Here is an 18327-nt window from a genome sequence, read left to right on the forward strand (position 1 = left end):
CTATGCGCGGGCGGGGGTGCCGAGGGGGTCGGCGAACAACGGGGAGAAGCCCAGTTCGGCGGCGCCGATCAAGGTCGCGTCGTAGCCGAGTGCGGAGACGCGCAGGCGGGCCTTGTCGCGGGAGATGGGCAGCACGTTGGCGGCGATCCGGCTGCGTACGTGCGCCGCCGAGGCGGGGAAGACCTCGCTCAGCGTGCCGCCGAAGATCACCACGCCGGGGTTGAACAAATTGATCACGTTCGCCACGCCGATGCCCAGCCAGTCACCGATGTGCCGCAGCGCGTCCTGGGCTGCGGGTTCGCCCCGCGCGGCGGCGGCGACGACCGCCCGTACCGCCTCGCGCCCCTTCTCCCGCGCCGGGCGGCCGGCCACGTCGAGCAGCGCCCGCTCCCCCACCTCGGCCTCCAGGCACCCGCGCGAGCCGCAGCCGCAGGGCCGCCCCTGGTACGGGTTCACGAGCATGTGCCCCACCTCGGAGGCGTACCCGCCGTCGCCGTCGAGCAGTTCCCCGCCCACGATGATGCCGCCGCCGACACCCACGTCACCGTGCAGGTAGACCAGGTTCTGCACGCCGACGCCGGCCCCGCGCTGATGCTCGGCCAGCGCACCGAGGTGCGCCTCGTTGCCGACCAGGACCGGCAGGCCCAGATCCAGCCGCCGCGCCAGCTCGGCGCCGAACGCCTGGTCCACCCACCCCATGTCCGGTCCGAACCGGACCATCCCGTCGCCCGGCCGGATCATGCCGCAGTAGGAGGCGCCCACACCCACGCACACCGACCCGGGTGGCGCGGCGTGGTGCAGGGCCCGCCCGAAGTCGGCGAGCACCGAGACCACGGAGTCGAGGTCGGCCCCGGCACGTGGGCGCTCCGCCTCCAGCCGTGCCGACACCACCCCGCCGAGCCCGACGCGGGCGGCCACGAGCCGGTCCACGGCGATGTCGAAGGCCAGGACGTAGACGGTGTCGGAGGCGGGACGCACCACTCGCGAGGGACGCCCGGCCCGGCCACTGCCGCCCGCCGTCACCTCCCGGACCAGGCCGGCCGCCGCCAGTTCCGCGGTGAGCCCCATGACCGTGCTGCGGTTGACGCCCATCCAGTCGGCCAGCTCGACCCGCGTCACCGGGCCGGTGAGGTGGACACGCCGCAGCAGCGCGCCGAGGTTGAGCCGGCGGCTGTCCCCCTGCGCGTGCCGGTCTGCTGCCAGACCTTTCAGCATCGACAACTCCGTCGGATGGCGACTGGCTCTCCACGACCGAGGATAGTGGCCACACATCGACCGCTGCCAGCGTGCAGACCGCTCACCCGGCAGCGGGTCCCGCGCGCCGGACGGCGAGTGGAACACCACGGGTGCCTCCCGGTTCCGGAGACACCCACGGCGTTCCACCCGCACGGCGAACAGCGCCGGAGAAGGGTTACTCCGCCTCGCGGACCGGGCTCTGCGGCACCACGAGCACCGGCCGGTGCGCGCGGTGCAGGGTGGCCATGGCGACGCTGCCGAGCAGGATCTTGCGGACCGCCGTCCGTCCGCGCGAGCCGACCACCACCAGGCTCGCCTTACGCTCGGTGGCGACCGTGGAGAGCGCCTCGGCCACCGCGCGCCCGGGCGCGCCACCACCGGCGCGGACCCGCACGGTGGTCACCGGCTGCCCGTCGAGGGTCTCCGGCGTGTCCCCCTCGTCGCCGTCAACGGCGACCAGGACGATCTCCCGCTCGGGGAGGAGACGGCGGGCGGCCGCGAGCGCGGCCTCGGACCCGGTCGAGGCGTCCCAGCCGACCACCACCGGCCCGGCGGCGAGCGCGTCGTGCTCGTCGGTCAGCAGCGGGTGCGGCACCACGAGCACGGGACGCGGGCTGTAGTGCACTGCCATGTCGGAGACGCTGCCGAGCACCGCGCGGGCGCCGCCGAGGCCGCGTGAGCCGAGCAGCAGCACGTCGGCCTGCTTCTCGTCGGCCAGCTCGGCGAGCCGGAGCCCCTCACCGCCGTAGCTGCGGCACACGAGCGGCTCGGCGTCCCAGCCGGCGGCGCGGCCCAGCATCACGCCGACCGCTGTCATCCGGTCGGCCTCCCGGCCGCCCTCGCGCTCGATGGCCTCCACGAACACGTTGATGTTGCGGTTGCCGGTCCAGAGCCGCTTGCGCAGTTCCTCGCTGGCGAACGGGGGTGTCCACAGGTGCCCGATCCACGCGTGCGCGCCGGGGAACAGCAGCGCTCCCGCCTCGATAGCGGCACTGGCGGCCGGAGACCCGTCGTAACCCACCACCACTTGCCTGACCTGCACGTCGCTCACCGCACCAAACCCCTCTCGCCGACGACTTCTCACAAGATCGTATCCGGGCCCGGACCGGGTCCGAGCCGGATCGTCCGGCACGGAAGCATCGGTACGCTGGGCGGATGAGCAGCCCGGACCTGTCGTACCTCCTCGACCACACCAGCCACGTGTTGCGTACGCGGGTGGCGGCGGCGCTCGCCGAGATCGGGCTGACCGCCCGGATGCACTGTGTGCTCGCACATGCGCTGCCCGAGGAGCGTACGCAGATCCAGCTCGCCGAGATGGGCGACATGGACAAGACGACGATGGTGGTGACGGTGGACGCGCTGGAGCGGGCCGGGCTGGCCGAGCGGCGCCCGTCGCGTACCGACCGGCGGGCGCGGATTATCGCGGTGACCGAGGAGGGCGCCCGGGTGGCCGCCCGCAGCCAGGAGATCGTCGACCGGGTGCACGCCGAGACGCTGGCGAGCCTGCCGGACGACGAGCGGGAGGTCTTCCTGCGCGCGCTGCGGCGCCTGACCGCCGGGCACCTGGCCACGCCGGTGCAGAGCCCGAAACCGGCGCGCCGCGCCCGCCAATAGTTCCCCAATAGATTGTCTGTAACGGAACAATCCGTTACGGTCTCTCCTGTCGCACCTCTCGACAGGAGGACTCCATGTCCGCTCCCCGCTCCCGCCGGCTCGCCCTCGGCGTGCTCGCCACCGGCACCCTGATGACCATCCTGGACGGCAGCATCGTCACCGTGGCGATGCCGGCCATCCAGCGCGACCTGCGCTTCTCCCCGGCCGGCCTGAGCTGGGTGGTGAACGCGTACCTGATCGCGTTCGGCAGCCTCCTCCTGCTCGCCGGCCGGCTCGGCGACCTGATCGGGCGCCGGGCGATGTTCCTCGGCGGCACCGCGCTGTTCACCGCCGCCTCCGCGCTGGCCGGGCTGGCGACGAACAGCGCCACGCTCGTCGCGGCCCGCTTCCTCCAGGGCGTCGGCAGCGCGGCGGCGACGGCGGTCAGCCTCGGCATCCTCGTCACGCTCTTTCCCGACGCCGCCGGGCGAGCCTGGGCCTTCGCCGTGTTCGCCTTCACCGGCGCGGCCGGGGCAGCCATCGGACAGGTCGCCGGCGGCCTGCTCACCGACGCGCTGGGCTGGCACTGGATCTTCCTGATCAACCTGCCGATCGGGCTGGCCACCATCGTCCTCGCGGTCCGCACGCTGCCCGCGGACCGTGGTCTGGGCCTGGCCGCCGGAGCCGACGTGGCGGGCGCGCTGCTGGTCACCGCCGGGCTGGTCCTCGGCATCTACACGGTGGTCACCATCGAGCGGTACGGGGTGACGTCGGCGCACACGCTCGGCCTGGGCGCGCTCGCCGTCGCGCTGGTCGCCGGGTTCGTGGCCCGGCAGGCCACCGCGCGCCGCCCGCTCATGCCGCTGCGGCTGCTGCGCTCACGCGGCGTCGCGGTGGCGAACGTGGTGCAGGTCCTCACCGTGGCCGCGACGTTCGCGTTCCAGGTCCTCGTCACGCTCTACCTCCAGCAGGTGCTCGGCTACGACGCCACCCGCACCGGGCTGGCGCTGCTGCCGGCCGCCGTGGTGATCGGCGCGGTGTCGCTCGGCGTCTCGGCCCGGCTCAACGCCCGCTTCGGCGAGCGAGCCGTGCTGACCGCCGGGCTCGTCCTGCTGGTGGCCATGTTCGGGCTGCTGGCCCGGGTGCCGGTGGACGGCCGGTATCTGCCCGACGTGCTGCCGGTGATGCTGCTGGCCGGCGGGTTCGGGCTGGTGCTGCCGGCGCTCACCGCGCTCGGCATGTCCGCCGCCCGCACCGAGGACGCCGGTCTCGCCTCCGGGCTGTTCAACACCACCCAGCAACTCGGGATGGCGTTCGGGGTCGCGGTGCTGTCCACGCTGGCCGCCGCGCGCACCGCGGGCCGGGCCGCGCTCGGCGACGACCGGGCCACGGCACTGACCAGCGGCTTCCACGCGGCGTTCGCGGTCGGCGCGGGGCTCGTGGTGGTCGCCGTCGTGCTCGCGTACGCGCTGCTGCGCCCCCGCACGGCGAAGCGCGCCGACGCCCCGGCCCTTGTGGGGTGAGTCAGCGGGAGGCGCGAGGGCGGGCGCGCAGGTGGGCGCGTTCGCCCTGGCTGCCGAAGAGGCTGAGGAACTCCACCCCCTCGCTGTCGGCGCGGCCGAACCAGTGCGGTACGCGGGTGTCGAACTCGGCCGCCTCACCCGGCACCATCACCAGGTCGTGCTCGCCGAGCACGAGCCGCAGCCGCCCGTTCAGCACGTAGACCCACTCGTACCCCTCGTGGGTCTTCGGCTCGGGCTCGGACCGCCCGCCGGCCGGGATGATCAGCTTGTACGCCTGGATGCCGCCGGCGCGGCGGGTGAGCGGCAGCATGGTCATCCCGTGCGCGGCGACCGGCCGCAGGTGGACGCGCGGGTCGCCGGTGGGTGGGGCGCCGACCAGCTCGTCGAGCGTGACGCCGTGCGCGCGGGCCAGCGGGAGCAGCAGTTCCAGCGTGGGCTTGCGACCGCCGGACTCCAGCCGGGACAGCGTGCTCACCGAGATGCCGGTGGCGGCGGAGAGGTCGGTGAGGGTGGTCTCCCGCTCGCGGCGCAGCGCGCGCAGCCGGGGGCCGACCGCGTCGAGGGCCTGGTCGAGGTCGTCGTCCATGCCTGCCAGTTTGCCACATCAGCAACAGAGTTTGCAGTTCTGCCGGACCCGGTCGCAGGCTGGTCGCGGAGGTGGTCACGATGACCGAGAACTACGAGGTACTGGTGATCGGCGGCGGCGCGGCCGGGCTCAGCGGCGCGCTGATGCTGGCCCGGGCACGCCGGTCGGTGCTGGTGGTGGACGGCGGCGAGCCGCGCAACGCATCCGCCGACGGCGTGCACGCGCTGCTGGGGCACGACGGCGTGCCGCCGGCCGAGCTGCTGGCGCGCGGCCGGGACGAGGTCCGCGGCTACGGCGGGCACCTGACCGAGGGCCGGGTCGAGACGGTGGACCGGGACGGCGACGGGTTCGCGGTGGCGCTCGCCGACGGCCGCCGCTTCCGCGCCGGCCAGGTGCTCGTCACCACCGGCCTGGTCGACGAGCTGCCGGAGGTGCCCGGCCTGCGTGAGCGCTGGGGGCGGGACCTGGTGCACTGCCCGTACTGCCACGGCTGGGAGGTGCGCGAGCAGCCGATCGGGGTGATCGGCACCGGCCCGATGTCGGTGCACCAGACGCTGCTGTTCCGGCAGTGGAGCGACGACGTGGTCTACCTGCGGCACACCGCGCCGCCACTGACCGGCGAACAGGCCGAACAGCTCGCCGCGCGCGGCGTGCCGGTGGTCGAGGGCGAGGTCGCGGCCATCGAGACGGCCGGGGACCGGCTGACCGGGGTACGCCTGCGCGACGGCCGCACGGTCGAGCGTGAGGTGCTCACCGTCGCGCCCCGGATGGTGGCGCGGGCCGGGTTCCTGGCCGGGCTGGGCCTGCGCCCGCAACCGCACCCCAGCGGGATGGGCGAGTACCTGCCGGTCGACGAGTCGGGGCGTACCGACGTCTCCGGGGTGTGGGCGGCGGGCAACGTGACCGACCTGTCGGCGCAGGTCGGGGCCGCCGCGGCGGCGGGCGCCCGGACCGCGGCGATGATCAACGCGGACCTGGTGCAGGCGGAGACCCGCCGGGCGGTCGAGGCGCGGCGGGCCGCGCGGGAGAGTGGGTGACCACTAATCCCCCCTAACCTGACAATTCTTCCCTTAGGTTGAGCCGGAGAGGGCAGCCGAACCGGGGAGACGACGTGAAGAGCTATCCGGCGATCGAGGATCACGGGCTCATCGGCGACCTGCAGACCGCCGCGCTGGTGACCTGCGACGGAACGATCGACTGGTTCTGCGCGCCGCGCTTCGACTCGCCGAGCATCTTCGCCGCGCTGCTGGACAAGGAGAAGGGCGGCTTCTTCCAGATCGCCCCACACGAGGTCCGGTACGTCACCAAGCAGCTCTACCTGCCCGGCACGCCGATCCTGATCACCCGGTTCATCAGCGCGGACGGCGTCGCCGAGGTGATCGACTTCATGCCGGTCACCGGCGAGCGCGTCACCGACTCCCACCGCATCGTGCGCATGGTCAACATGGTGCGCGGCACCATGCGCTTCCGGGTGGAGTGCCGGCCCCGCTTCGACTACGCACGCGAGAGCCACGAGTTGGAGCGGCACCGCAATGGCTACCTGTTCCGCAGCCCGTCGGAGACGCTCGCCTTCAACCCGATCGACCCGGTGCGGCAACTCTGGGCACAGACCGGCGAGATCCGCATGGAGGACGGCGACCTGATCGCGTACGGCACCCTGAAGGAGGGCGACACCGGCGGGGTGGTCCTGGAAACCAGCGGAGAGGAACCCCGGACCATCCCGCCGGAAGAGGTCCAGGGCATGTTCGAGTGGACCCGGGACTACTGGCGGCGCTGGGTCGAACGCTCCCGTTACACCGGCCGCTGGCGGGAGATGGTCGAGCGCTCCGCCATCACGCTCAAGCTCATGACGTACGCGCCGACCGGCGCGATGATCGCCGCGCCGACCGCCGCGCTGCCCGAGCTGGTCGGCGGCACCCGCAACTGGGACTACCGCTACACCTGGGTACGCGACACCTCGTTCTCCGTGCACGCGCTGCTCGGTCTCGGGTTCACCGAGGAGGTCAGCCGGTACATGGACTGGCTCGACGAGCGCATCCGGGAGGCCGGCGACCACCAGGACCCACTGAAGATCATGTACCGGGTCGACGGCTCCTCGGACCTGCACGAGGAGGTGCTCGACCACCTGGAGGGGTACCGGGGCTCGCGGCCGGTGCGGATCGGCAACGGCGCTGCCGACCAGATCCAGCTCGATATCCACGGCGAGGCGCTCTACGCCATGCACCTCGCCGACGAGCAGGGCATCCGTGTGTCGCACCAGGTGTGGAAGAGCACCGTGCGCCTGATCGACTGGGTCTGCCACAACTGGGACCAGCGCGACGCCGGGATCTGGGAGAGCCGCCACCATCCCCGCAACTACACGTTCGGCCGGGTGATGTCCTGGGTGGCGCTGGACCGGGCCATCCGGCTGGCCAGCCGCACCGGCCGGCCCGGGGACATGAGCTGCTGGATCGAGCAGCGCAACCGGATCTACAACCAGGTCATGGCCCGCGGTTTCCACCGGGAACGCGGCAGCTTCGTGCAGGCGTACGACGAGAACGTGCTCGACGCGGCCCTGCTCTACATGCCGGCGGTCGGCTTCGTCACGCCCAGCGACCCGCTGTGGATGTCCACCCTGGAGTCGATCGAACGGGACCTGGTCTCGGACAGCCTGGTCCACCGCTACGACCCGGTCCACTCCCCCGACGGGCTGCCCGGCCACGAGGGCACCTTCAACATGTGCACGTTCTGGTACGTCGAGGCGCTGGCCCGTTCCGGCCGGCTCGACGACGCCCGGCTCACGCTGGAGAAGATGCTCACCTTCAGCAACCACCTGGGCCTCTACGCAGAGGAGATCGCCTCCACCGGTGAGCAGATCGGCAACTACCCGCAGGCGTTCAGCCACCTCGCGCTGATCAACTCGGCGCTGGCGGTGAACGACCTGCTCGACGCCGAGGCCTCCGCCCGCCTCCGCCGGTAATTCCGGTGATCTCCGGCCCGGCCCCGGGTACTGTTGATCGCATGAGGTTCTTCGCCGCTGTCATGAAGCCCTGGTCCCTCCGCTGACGGCGGCAGGGTGACCGGCTTCTTCTGACGTACCAGCTCTGCTCCGCCGTCCTGGCGTTCCCGCCGGGCGGTGTCCTCGCGCTGCCCGGCTCCACGACGAGCCGAAGAGCGGACTGTGCGCAACCTCGACAACATTCCTTCCTCCCCATCCACCTCGGGCGGTTCGCTGCCCGCCGGACACCGGGCGCACGTGCGGGCCGACGGCGTCCGCGTCGTACGCGGCGGCCGGGTCGTGCTGTCCGACGTCAGCGTGACCGTCTCCGCCGCCTCCCGACTGGCCGTCGTCGGCGAGAACGGGCGCGGCAAGACCACGCTGCTGCACGTGCTGGCCGGCCTCCTCGCGCCCGACCAGGGCACCGTGGAACGGCTGGGCACGATCGACGTCGCCCGGCAGAACCTGGAGTCACGGCACGGCGAGACGGTCGGCACGCTGGTCCGGGAGGCGATCCGGGAGTTCGAACGCGCGTTGCGGGCGCTGGACGACGCCACGATCGCGCTCACCGAGGGCCGGGCGGGCGCGGACGACGCGTACGCGACCGCCCTGGACGCGGCGGCCCGCCTGGACGCCTGGGACGCGCAGCGGCGAGTCGACGTGGCGCTGGCCGGCCTGGACGCCTGCCCGGACCGGGACCGGGAGCTGGCCACGCTGTCCGTCGGCCAGCGCTACCGGGTACGCCTGGCGTGCCTGCTGGGAGCGCGGGTCGACCTGCTGATGCTGGACGAGCCGACCAACCACCTCGACGCGGACAGCCTGGCCTTCCTCACCGCGCGGCTGCGCGACCATCCGGGCGGCGTCGTGCTGGTGACCCACGACCGCGCGCTGCTGCGGGACGTCGCCACGGAGTTCCTGGACCTCGACCCCAGCGCCGACGGGCGTCCGCGCCGCTACGCCGGGGACTACGCCGCCTGGCAGGACGGGCGCCGCCGCGACTTCGCGCACTGGGTACGCGACCACGAGGCCCAGCAGGCCGAGCACCAGCGGCTGGCCGACGGGGTACGGGAGGCGCGGGACCGGCTCAGCACCGGCTGGCGCCCGGAGAAGGGGCACGGCAAGCACCAGCGCCAGTCCCGCGCGCCCGGACTGGTCCAGGCGTTGCGACGCCGGCAGGAGGCGCTCGACGCGCACCGCGTCACCGTGCCGCAGCCACCGCAGCCGCTGCGCTGGCCGCCGCTGGACACCCGCCCCGGCCTGCCGATCCTGCGATGCCACGACGTCACGGTGGCCGGGCGCCTGCGTACCCGGGTCACGCTCACGCTCGACGGCGGGGACCGCCTGCTGGTGACCGGACCCAACGGCGCCGGCAAGTCCACGCTGCTCTCCGTGCTGGCCGGCGACCTCACGCCGTCGACCGGGGAGGTCCGGCACCTGTCCGGGGCGCGCGTCGCGTACCTCGGTCAGGAGGTGCCCGACTGGCCACCGGCGCTGCTCGCGCACGACCTGTACGAGCAGCACGTGGGCCGGTTGCGCTCCACCGGGCGTCTCGGCGCCGGCACGACCCTGCCGCTGGGCGCGACGAACCTGCTCGACGCCGAGGCCCGGCGTACCCCCGTCGGCCGAATGTCGCACGGACAGCAACGGCGGTTGAACCTGGCACTGCGCCTGGCCGAACGTCCCGACCTGCTGATCCTCGACGAACCCACGAACCACCTGTCCGCGCCGCTCGTCGACGACCTCACCGCCGCCCTGCTGACGACCAGGGCCGCGGTGGTCGTCGCCACCCACGACCGGCAGATGCTCCACGACCTCGCGGCCTGGCCCACGCTGCCGCTCACCGCCGGCAACGCCGGGCCATCCGGTCACACAGGGTCATGCCTGCCGGAAGATTGATGCCGTCGAGCCGATATGACTGAGAGGAATATTTATGCCTCTCAGTCATATCGCTCGTGCGGACCGGCTTCCCGGGTCCACCCGACGAAGCGGCGGTGCGGTGCGCCGGCCGGCGACCACGAGGTAGGCGCCGAGGTAGAGGGCCAGCGACACCGGCGCGCCGGCGTACTCGGCGCGCCGCTCCCGCCTCCGCATCCACAGTGACGTCCAGGTGCACCATCACCTCGACCAGTGGACATGAACAGTGCTCGCGTCGACTACTCTCCAGCGGAATGCGGCACGGCGGGGTGTCCGCACCCAGGCGAGGCGCACATCGTGCTCGCGACGACAACAGGAGAGCGCTGTGACAGTCCGCGCCACGGGCCGGCCGTTGACCCGACTGGAAGCCGCCCAGGCGCAGGCAGAGCACGTGCTCGGTGCCCGGAAGGCCAAGCGGATCGCGATGTTCGGCAACGGCACGCTGTATGTCAAGGCCGGCACGATGGCGCAGGTCATGTCCTGGCTCATCGACTTCGTGGTGTGCCTGTTCGCTGTCGCGGTAGGTGTCGTCGCCCTGTCCGTGGTGGACCGCGCCGTGACCCTCTCCGGCGGTGCCCTCGCCGGGGCGGTGCTCGCGTTGTTCGTACTGGTGCCGGTTCTCTACGGCCTCTGCTACGGCAACGGCCGCGCGCTCGGCGCGGTCCTCACCGGCACACAGCTCGTGCGGGTCGAGGACGGCAGCCGGATCGGCGTCAAGGCGTGCTGGGCCATGCTGGTCCGGACGCTGTTCATGCCGGTGCTGTCCGTCGTGCTGGTGGTGAGCGCGTTCAGCACCGGTTCCGCGGATGCGCCCGGTTCGCTCGCGCGGACCAGCATCGACCCGGACGCCACCCGGCGCCTCCACGCCGCGGGCATCCACTGACCCCGCGCTACACCTCATCGCGACGGTCGACGCTGTTCTCGTCCGTCGCCTAGCCTCTCGGGCGTGGAGCACCTGCGCGACCTCGCCATCCGGCTGGCGATGGACGAACCGGTCGGCGAAGCCCTGCCGATGGCGGCTGCTCACGCTCTGACCCGAGGCATCGACTCGCCGGGTCTGCGTGAGCTTGCCGGCCTGTCGAAGGGCCAGTCGCGGGAGGCCGTCGATCTGTTCCGGCAGGCGATGGACGAACTCGCTCGCCGGTGCCGGACGAGCGCGGCGCTCGGCTGCACCTCATGCGTCAGGCAGCGGCGAGCATCGTTGCGGGAGAGGGTGACGCCCAGGACCTGGCGCACGAGATCTACTGCCAGGCGGCCACATCCCGGTTGCCGGAGCTGCGACCCGTGGCCGATCGCTTTTTCGAGCTGTACGTCGGATGGGGCGCGGCCTTCGACCAGACGGAGGAGGCGACCGCGGCCGCGAAGGCGGCGGCCCAGTCGTTCCTGCACGACCATCCAGCCTGAGCGGCTCCCGAGAGCGAGCCAAACAGCGGTGATCGCGAGGGAGCGGGCCCTTGACCGGCTGCGGACACTGGGGGCAGGCATATGACCCCGGGAGGTCGACATGCGCTGGGTGATCCTCGTACTCGTCATCGCGGCCGCCGTGTTCGTCGCCGGCCTGTTGCGTCGTCGTCGGCAGACACGCGTGGACGGCCGCCGGGTACGCGACCTCCGGGCATCCGCCGAGGCCCGCCGCCGGCTCGACGACCACCGGAATCGTTCGGACGGCAGCAACACCGGGAGCGGCGGCGTGGGCGGCTGGAGCTCCTGACCTCGACCGGAACTTCCAGCGCCAGGGCAAGAAGACATCCGTCGGAGCTACCAGGTAGTCCTTCCAGGTCGTCCACCAGATCCATCCGGCCTGCGGCGACGGGCTCGGTGATCGTCGAAGGGGCCCTGGTGACGGACGCGGCGTCCCGCGACGGGACAACCGCCGTGAATTGATTCTGTTACTGTTTCGCCAGGGAAAAGAGGAGCTTCTATAGCCCTTAGTGCGGCTGCGGTGCGCCAACACCGCAGCCGCTGTGTTCCCACGTCAAACCCTCGGAGGTCCCGTGAGTACACAGTCCATCCTACCCGTAACGAGAAGGACAGTGCAGGCCGGGCTCATGGCCGCTGCTCTCGTCGCCGTCGTTGCCGCCCCGGCAGCACCGGCCTCGGCGACGGAGGCCGGGCCCACGGCCTGCGTCGCCGACTCCTACTACTACAACATCTCGAGCTTGGGTAACGATCACGTGCGCGTCGGTCCCGAGCTCTATGTCCGGAACCAGAATCCGACACCCACAAGCGCCTCCTTCACCTCGGAGGTAACCGGCTCGGTCTCCGTTACCGCGAGCTACTCGACTACCATTTCGGGTGGCATCAGCCTTGCGGTGATCAATGCGGACGCCGCAACCACCCTGGGCATCGCCGCTACCTACACCCTGACGGCAAAGGCCGGAATTACCGCCGGTCCGATGACCGTCCCGGCGAACAAGATCCAATGGGCCACCTACGGCGTGAACGTGCGGAAGACCAAGGGAACTTTCGGTCGCGAATACACCAACTGCACGGGTGCGACGACCTCGATCACCCTTGCCAAGCATCCCACCGGTGTCGGCTGGAAGTTGTGGCAGACCTCGATCTGAGCTCGTAGGGTCCAGGCGTCCATTGGGACGCCTGGACCCGAGCGGTTTCGATACACCGGCCGAAAGGGCGTTCACATGTCCAAGCGAACCTTGTCGACTTCGCTCGTCGTCGGCGCGCTGTGCGCCGTGGCGCTTGGCGGATGCACCTCGGCGGGCACCAGGTCGACGGAGACCGCCACGACAACGGGCAGCGCTCCGACGCCGGACACCTCCCGTCGACCCACGCCCCGGCCGGAGCCCATTGTCGGGACCCCGCCCGCCGGAGACGGTCCGACACTTCTGGTCGTCGCGGCCACCACCGGATCACGCACGGTGGGCAAGGCCAGCGTCGCGGTGGGCGATCTGTGGCTGACCGGTCGGTGCGACCACGGCACGTTGAAGCTGCATATTGAGCCGCTGGCTGTCCTGCCAGTGCCGTGTGACGACTTGGCGGGCGCGCCTTTCGCCAATCAAATCGTCATCGACACACCCGCCACGTACCGCATCCGGGTCGAAGCCCCATCCGGCCTCACATGGAACCTGCGGGTGGAACAGTAGTGCTGAAGCTCGCTATCCAGCAGGGCATCGCTCGACCCTACCGCCTGGTCACCACGATGGCGGCTGTCGTCATCGTCATGAGCGGATTCCTCGTCCTGGCTGGAACGTCGGAAAGTCGTCGACTGGCGATCGATCAATTCGTCAGCGCCAACTCCCGAGGAGCGTACGACCTGCTGGTCCGTCCCGCAGGTTCGCGCAGTCGTTCCGAGGTCGAGTCCGGTCTGGTCCGTCCGGGATATCTCATCGGACATGACGGCGGCATCACCCTCGCGCAGTGGAAGGCGGTCAGCTCGATCGCTGGAGTGGACGCCGCCGCTCCAGCAGGGGTGCTCGGGTACATCGGGGTGAACCTGGAGGTACCGATCGCCCTGTCGTCGATCATCGACCGCACCCGCGAGCAGCAAGTGGTCCGGGTTCGACCGTCGACGCTCGCGGATGCCGGCCTCACCAGGGTTGATGATTCCGAGCCGCGCTTCGCGTACGTCACTACCCGCCCCGTGGCGGTTCCCCGTCACATCGTGACAGACGACGGACGCGAGGGCTTCACCACGCCCGACAACCGTCTCCTCTCGCAGGAAGACCTTCTGGACCTCGGCTGCGCGCACGTTCAGGTGCCGTACGTCTATCTTGAGAAGACCGACGCGGGCGATTGGGTTCCCATCTGCGGCACGCAGTTCCTGGCGCCGCAGCCCGGGGTCGACCGAGGCAGTCCGCAGCTGAACATGTCCACGTTTTCGGTCTTCCAAGCTCTGCCGGACGGCCGATACAAGGATTTCACCGGCGTCAACGAACTGCCCGATCCAGTCACGGGCGCTCCCACTGCCCCGGCAGTCGTCACGGATCCGCAGCTCGTCATGACGACTCCGCTGTGGCTGCCGATCGGTGTGATCGATCCGGCCGCCGAAGCCGATCTGGTCGACCTCCCCGCCTCGGTGCGACGCGGACGCTACCTGGCCGGTGGCGTGGGAGAGTCCACGGCGGACTCCGAGCTGATCGTTCAAGCACTCGTCGCCGAACGGCTTCCGCTCGATGAGCGGCTCTTGGTCGAGACCGCGCTGGTCGACGCAGATGATCTGGTCAAGCGCCCTCCTCGCGAGTTGTTGTCGGAGCTGACCTCGGCTCGCAGTATCCGGAAGGTGACTTCCTCGCACGACCTGGCGGACGTCTACCATTCCCAGGTCTCGCCGGGCAGCGAGGTTCGGCTGGATCGCGGTCTCAAGATCGGCCCGGCCAGCGTCTCGACCGCCCCGGACGGCCGGCAGCAAGGCATACCCGTTTCCGCTGATCCTCCGGCCGCATGGAGCACGGCAGTGTCCGACCATGGCGAACGGGCAACCGGGCGCCGGGCGCTGCAACCGTTGTTGAGCGGGGACGTCGTTTTCCGGTCCGTGGTCGGCCCTGCCTTCCTCGACCCGCAGGACGTCAGGCGTCCCGCGCGCGTTCGTACGGTGGGCACGTTCGAGCCGGACTCAATCCGACAGTTCTCCGAGTTCGCTGCTGTGCCACTCGAGCTGTACGACGCTGGGCTTCCCGCGCTGGCCGACGGTCGGCAGGTCCACCTCGGTCCGAACTCCAACCCGACGAGCTATCTGGCGCTGCCACCGTCGGCCCTGATCTCCGTCGAGAACGCGGTGCGGCTGACAGGACGCGACGATGTCGTGGGGGCACTGCGGGTACGAGTGTCGGACGTCGACGGTGTCGACGGACGCTCCCGCGAGCGGGTCACTCAGGTGGCGGAACAAATCGCGGCTATTCCAGGCCTCGAGGTCGACGTGACCCTCGGTTCCTCGCCTGAGGTGCGGTCGGTCAACCTGCCATCCGGCCAGTTCGGACGGCCACCCGTGCTCCTTGATGAGATGTGGCCCCGAAAGGGCGCTGCCCTGACCGTCGTACGCGCTACTGACGAAAAGACGGTGACGCTGTTCGGTCTGGTGACCGTGATGTGCTTCGGGCTCCTCGCCGGCAATATGGTGGCCAACCTGCGAGGTCGCCGCCGGGAGTTGGCCGTCCTCAGCGTCCTCGGCTGGCGTCGGCGTCGGGTCGTGGGCCTCCTGGTCGTCGAGGCGACGATACTCGCTTTTCTGGGGGGCCTCGTCACGCTTGCTCTTGGCGGGGTACTGGTTGCGATCACCGCACTTCACGTGCCTTTGGTCGCGTCGCTTGCCGCACTCGCGATCGTGACTGTGATGACCGCTCTCATCGCGCTCGTTCCGGCGCTCCGCGCGGCCCGTCGTTACCCTTCGCTGGCCCCAGATGTCCGGGCAGTGTCCGTACGCCGGACCCGAGGCCGACCGACGCCAGCAGGCCTCGCCTGGACCAACGCCCTGAGCTCGCCGGGTCGCACCCTTACCGCGGCGACGGCGGTGGCCTTGACGGTGATCGCAGGATCGGCACTGTTGGCGATCAGGAACGATTACGCGGGAACAATCACCGGAAGTCTGCTCGGCAACGAGGTGCAGGCCCGGGTGTCGGGCGCTGACGCAGCCCTGATGGCGATGCTCCTGGCGACGAGCCTGATGACGGTCGCCAATGTCATCTACGTTGGTCTTCGGGAGCGAGCCATGGAGATCAACACCCTGCGAGCAGTGGGCTGGACCGAAAGTTCGATCCGACAGCTCGCGGGCGTCGAAGGGGCGATCATCGGTGGAGCCGGTGCTCTCCTGGGCGCTGTGGGCGCCGTCATCGCCGTGGGATGGCCGCTCGGCGGCGTGTCAGGGGCGACGATCGGCACGGTCGTTGTCTTGGCGGCAGTTGCCGTGGCCTTGACCAGCGCCTGTGGGGCGGTAGCAGCCGCCGCGACGCCGGCACTCTCCGCTGCCACGATGTGTGATGAGGGGTGAGCATGGGATCGGAGGTCTTGCAACCCGACCGGACCGTGTTGTTGACGAACGTCTCCAAGTACTTCGTGTCGGGCGACGTGCATACCACCGCACTGGACAATGTCTCCCTGCGCGTTGATGGTGGCACGTCCCTCGCCGTGACAGGTGCGAGCGGTTCCGGGAAATCGACGCTCCTGCACCTGATCGGAGGTATCGAGAAGGCCAGCGCCGGCACGATTCAGGTGGGTACCCGGCAACTGGCCGCGCTCCGCGCATCAGAGTTGGTGCGGCACCGGCGTTCCGTCGGTTTCGTGTTTCAGCGCTTTAATCTGCTCCCGGCACTCACTGCCGCCGAGAACGTCATGGTCCCGCTGTACGGCACCGGCCTGAAGGCCGCACGTCGCCGGAGCCTCGCATTCGAGGCGCTCGAACAGGTGGGGCTATGTGAACGCGCGGGCGCCCTCCCATCGCAACTGTCTGGGGGCCAGCAGCAACGCGTCGCCATCGCCCGTGCGATCGTCACAGACCCGAGCGTCATTCTGGCGGATGAGCCCACCGGCAATCTCGACAGCGCCAGCGGGGCCATGATTCTGGAACTTCTGACACGCACGTGTCATGAACGTCAGGTAACCCTCCTCATCGTGACGCACGACCATGAGATCGCACGGTCCTGCGCGCAGGTGATCCGCATGGCGGACGGGGCGGTACTGACCGCTCCCTCTCCTGACTGATCACCGGCGCAGGCATCCTGCCGGGGTCAAACGCGGCGCAGGTCCGCCGACGCGGCGTCAAGCGGTTGCTGCGGCGAGCCGGCCAGAAGCGCCGGCTGTTGCCACCGCTGGAGGCAGCCTGAGCAGGTGCATGATCCAATGTCGCGGTGGAACTCACCAAGCAGTTCAGTGAGCGGGAATTCGCTGCGGCGCTGGAGTCATGGGCATGGCTGGATCTCGACGGGAAGGCCGCGCGGTTCACCTCGCTGTTTGGTGATGTGTTCCTTGAGTCTGCCGACGGCGCGTGGTGGTTCCTCGACACCTTCGAAGGGCAGCTCATACGGGGGTGGGGCTCCCGTGCCGACCTGACTGCCGAGCTGGACACCGAGGATGGCCAGGACCGGTATCTTCTGGCCCCCCTCGCCATGGGCGCATACCAGCGGCGCGGGCTCCACCTGGACGCCAGTCAGATCTACGCCTACGCGCCACCGCCGATCGTCACGGGAAGCTTCGACGTCGATCGGATTGAGGTGTTCGGCTTCGTCGCAGTGGTCAACACCACCGGTCAGCTCCACAGACAGCTACGGAACGAGCCCACCTAGGAGCTGAGGGCCGGCCGGTAGTGCCCACCACGACCGACATCCTGTCGCCGCTGGCTTGCTGGATTCTGTTGCACATCACCTCGCGGAGCTGCGTCGACATCAACTGTCGGATCGCATCGCCGGCGGCCGTTCCGGATTGAACGTGCGTTCGATGGAACAGGGCCAGACGCCTTGTGCTGGCGGCGGCTCAGCCTCTCAGCCGGTGACAAGCGAGGCGCCCTCTTCTAGGTAGGCGGTACGAGCCCGCATGCTTGCTCGTAGAGCTTCGATCCGATCTCCTGGAGGCAGAACGCCTGTTCGGCACGACCTGGCCGCTCGAAGCCACCGCGTACGCCGACGACCAGGACGCCGAACACCGGCCGGGCAACGCCCGGCAGTGACGGCTCGGCTCACAGGTGCGGTCGATGCCGGTAGCGGTTATTGAAAGGCGTCGCCGGACCTTCGGACCCTAGAGTGACGCTCATGTCGGGCCGCCGGGAACGCATGCGCCGGGAGCTGGGCGGCTTCCTCAAGGAGTACGGCCGCAGCTCTCGGTCTCGCAACGGGATGAATCCGAACGACCGTCACTACAGCCGCAAGTTGGAGACCCAGATCAAGCGGATGCGTCCCGAGGATCTGGACCGCCTGATGCGAGACGATGACGAGGACCAGTAGCACCGGGCCGTCCGCCGGGGAGGTAGCGTGCCTTCGCTGTTCTCCTCGCCGGCCCGAAGGACGCTCATGGACGACCGCATCGACCCGATCGAGATCATCGCTCGGGTGTCAGAACAGCAGGGCAAGCACCGCGCCTTCGAGGTGTGGCTCTACAGAGCCGACAAGGAGGGTTGGTCGGTGACTGTGGAGTCGACCTCGCTGGATCAACCGGGCGACGAGTGCGGTGTCGTGAACGTGGAGGGTCTGAGGTACCGGATCCGCCACACCAAGAGAGTCCGGCGAGAAGTCATCATTGTCCCTCCGGGCCGGCACTTGATCACTGCGCCCCTGAACCCGGCACGGGCCGAGGCGGACGGCCTCCGGCAGACATGGCAGTTCCACCACGCCGCGTGGGCCGAACCGATCGTCGAGGACGACTGACGCAGCCCTCAGGCACCGCCGCTGTACGGCGCTGCCGTCGCCGCCCGCTGCCCGAGGAACTCGCAAGAAGCAAGCAGAGGTTCAAGATTGCCTGCTAGGGCGTGTTTCATAAGCCGGTCAGAGCCACTCGCAGATGATGGTGATGGTCAGGACGGCCTGGAAGCGGACGGCTAACTTGTCGTAGCGGGT

General features: G+C 70.2%; 19 protein-coding genes. 16 read left to right on the plus strand and 3 right to left on the minus strand.

What is annotated here, in order from left to right:
• Positions 1-1215, minus strand: a complete 1215-nt coding sequence (locus tag AB0D28_RS23995; protein ID WP_357389139.1) for an ROK family transcriptional regulator — start codon at positions 1213-1215, stop codon at positions 1-3.
• 196 nt (positions 1216-1411) lie between these two features.
• Entirely contained in the window at positions 1412-2287 is an 876-nt protein-coding gene (locus AB0D28_RS24000) for a universal stress protein (RefSeq protein WP_357389141.1), read from the minus strand.
• Positions 2288-2391: 104 nt separating this feature from the next.
• Here AB0D28_RS24000 and AB0D28_RS24005 point away from each other — a divergent pair, with 104 nt between their 5' ends.
• Positions 2392-2850 carry a MarR family winged helix-turn-helix transcriptional regulator gene (locus AB0D28_RS24005; protein ID WP_357389143.1) on the plus strand — a complete coding sequence of 153 codons (459 nt, stop codon included), beginning with the start codon at positions 2392-2394 and terminating at the stop codon, positions 2848-2850.
• 74 nt (positions 2851-2924) lie between these two features.
• Positions 2925-4352 carry an MFS transporter gene (locus AB0D28_RS24010; RefSeq protein WP_357389145.1) on the plus strand — a complete coding sequence of 476 codons (1428 nt, stop codon included), beginning with the start codon at positions 2925-2927 and terminating at the stop codon, positions 4350-4352.
• A 1-nt stretch (position 4353) separates the two neighbouring features.
• Here AB0D28_RS24010 and AB0D28_RS24015 read toward each other — a convergent pair whose 3' ends face one another.
• Positions 4354-4938, minus strand: coding sequence for an XRE family transcriptional regulator (locus AB0D28_RS24015; protein WP_357389147.1), 585 nt, complete (start codon positions 4936-4938; stop codon positions 4354-4356).
• Between the two features lie 80 nt (positions 4939-5018).
• Between AB0D28_RS24015 and AB0D28_RS24020 the strand changes: the two genes are divergently transcribed.
• The 14 genes from AB0D28_RS24020 to AB0D28_RS24085 all read left to right on the plus strand — a co-directional run bounded on the left by AB0D28_RS24020 (position 5019) and on the right by AB0D28_RS24085 (position 18138).
• Complete coding sequence (locus AB0D28_RS24020; RefSeq protein ID WP_357389149.1) at positions 5019-5975, plus strand: NAD(P)/FAD-dependent oxidoreductase; 957 nt, start codon at positions 5019-5021, stop codon at positions 5973-5975.
• Positions 5976-6049: 74 nt separating this feature from the next.
• Complete coding sequence (locus tag AB0D28_RS24025; RefSeq protein ID WP_357389151.1) at positions 6050-7897, plus strand: glycoside hydrolase family 15 protein; 1848 nt, start codon at positions 6050-6052, stop codon at positions 7895-7897.
• Positions 7898-8098: 201 nt separating this feature from the next.
• On the plus strand, positions 8099-9811 hold the full coding sequence (locus tag AB0D28_RS24030; protein WP_357389153.1) for an ABC-F family ATP-binding cassette domain-containing protein: 1713 nt from the start codon (positions 8099-8101) through the stop codon (positions 9809-9811).
• A gap of 370 nt (positions 9812-10181) precedes the next feature.
• Entirely contained in the window at positions 10182-10712 is a 531-nt protein-coding gene (locus AB0D28_RS24035) for a hypothetical protein (protein ID WP_357389155.1), read from the plus strand.
• Between the two features lie 293 nt (positions 10713-11005).
• Positions 11006-11233, plus strand: a complete 228-nt coding sequence (locus AB0D28_RS24040; RefSeq protein WP_357389157.1) for a hypothetical protein — start codon at positions 11006-11008, stop codon at positions 11231-11233.
• A 100-nt stretch (positions 11234-11333) separates the two neighbouring features.
• Entirely contained in the window at positions 11334-11540 is a 207-nt protein-coding gene (locus AB0D28_RS24045; protein ID WP_357389159.1) for a hypothetical protein, read from the plus strand.
• Positions 11541-11862: 322 nt separating this feature from the next.
• The gene (locus AB0D28_RS24050; protein ID WP_357389161.1) at positions 11863-12396 is read left to right on the plus strand and encodes a hypothetical protein; all 534 of its coding nucleotides are present in this window, start codon (positions 11863-11865) and stop codon (positions 12394-12396) included.
• Positions 12397-12471: 75 nt separating this feature from the next.
• A complete protein-coding gene (locus tag AB0D28_RS24055) occupies positions 12472-12933 on the plus strand; it encodes a hypothetical protein (protein ID WP_357389163.1) in 462 nt (153 codons plus the stop codon).
• The gene (locus tag AB0D28_RS24060) at positions 12933-15773 is read left to right on the plus strand and encodes an FtsX-like permease family protein (protein ID WP_357389165.1); all 2841 of its coding nucleotides are present in this window, start codon (positions 12933-12935) and stop codon (positions 15771-15773) included. Before AB0D28_RS24055 ends, AB0D28_RS24060 begins: the two co-directional genes overlap by 1 nt.
• Positions 15774-15775: 2 nt before the next feature.
• Positions 15776-16483, plus strand: coding sequence for an ABC transporter ATP-binding protein (locus tag AB0D28_RS24065; RefSeq protein WP_357389167.1), 708 nt, complete (start codon positions 15776-15778; stop codon positions 16481-16483).
• Between the two features lie 146 nt (positions 16484-16629).
• Positions 16630-17064, plus strand: coding sequence for a hypothetical protein (locus AB0D28_RS24070; RefSeq protein ID WP_357389169.1), 435 nt, complete (start codon positions 16630-16632; stop codon positions 17062-17064).
• 251 nt (positions 17065-17315) lie between these two features.
• Positions 17316-17444, plus strand: coding sequence for a hypothetical protein (locus AB0D28_RS24075; protein WP_357389171.1), 129 nt, complete (start codon positions 17316-17318; stop codon positions 17442-17444).
• Between the two features lie 82 nt (positions 17445-17526).
• Positions 17527-17718, plus strand: coding sequence for a hypothetical protein (locus tag AB0D28_RS24080; RefSeq protein ID WP_357389173.1), 192 nt, complete (start codon positions 17527-17529; stop codon positions 17716-17718).
• 66 nt (positions 17719-17784) lie between these two features.
• Positions 17785-18138 (plus strand): hypothetical protein, encoded by a 354-nt coding sequence (locus AB0D28_RS24085; protein ID WP_357389175.1) that lies wholly within the window; start codon positions 17785-17787, stop codon positions 18136-18138.
• Positions 18139-18327 lie beyond the last annotated feature (189 nt).

The sequence above is a fragment of the Micromonospora sp. NPDC048169 genome (assembly GCF_040652815.1).
Classification (GTDB): domain Bacteria; phylum Actinomycetota; class Actinomycetes; order Mycobacteriales; family Micromonosporaceae; genus Micromonospora.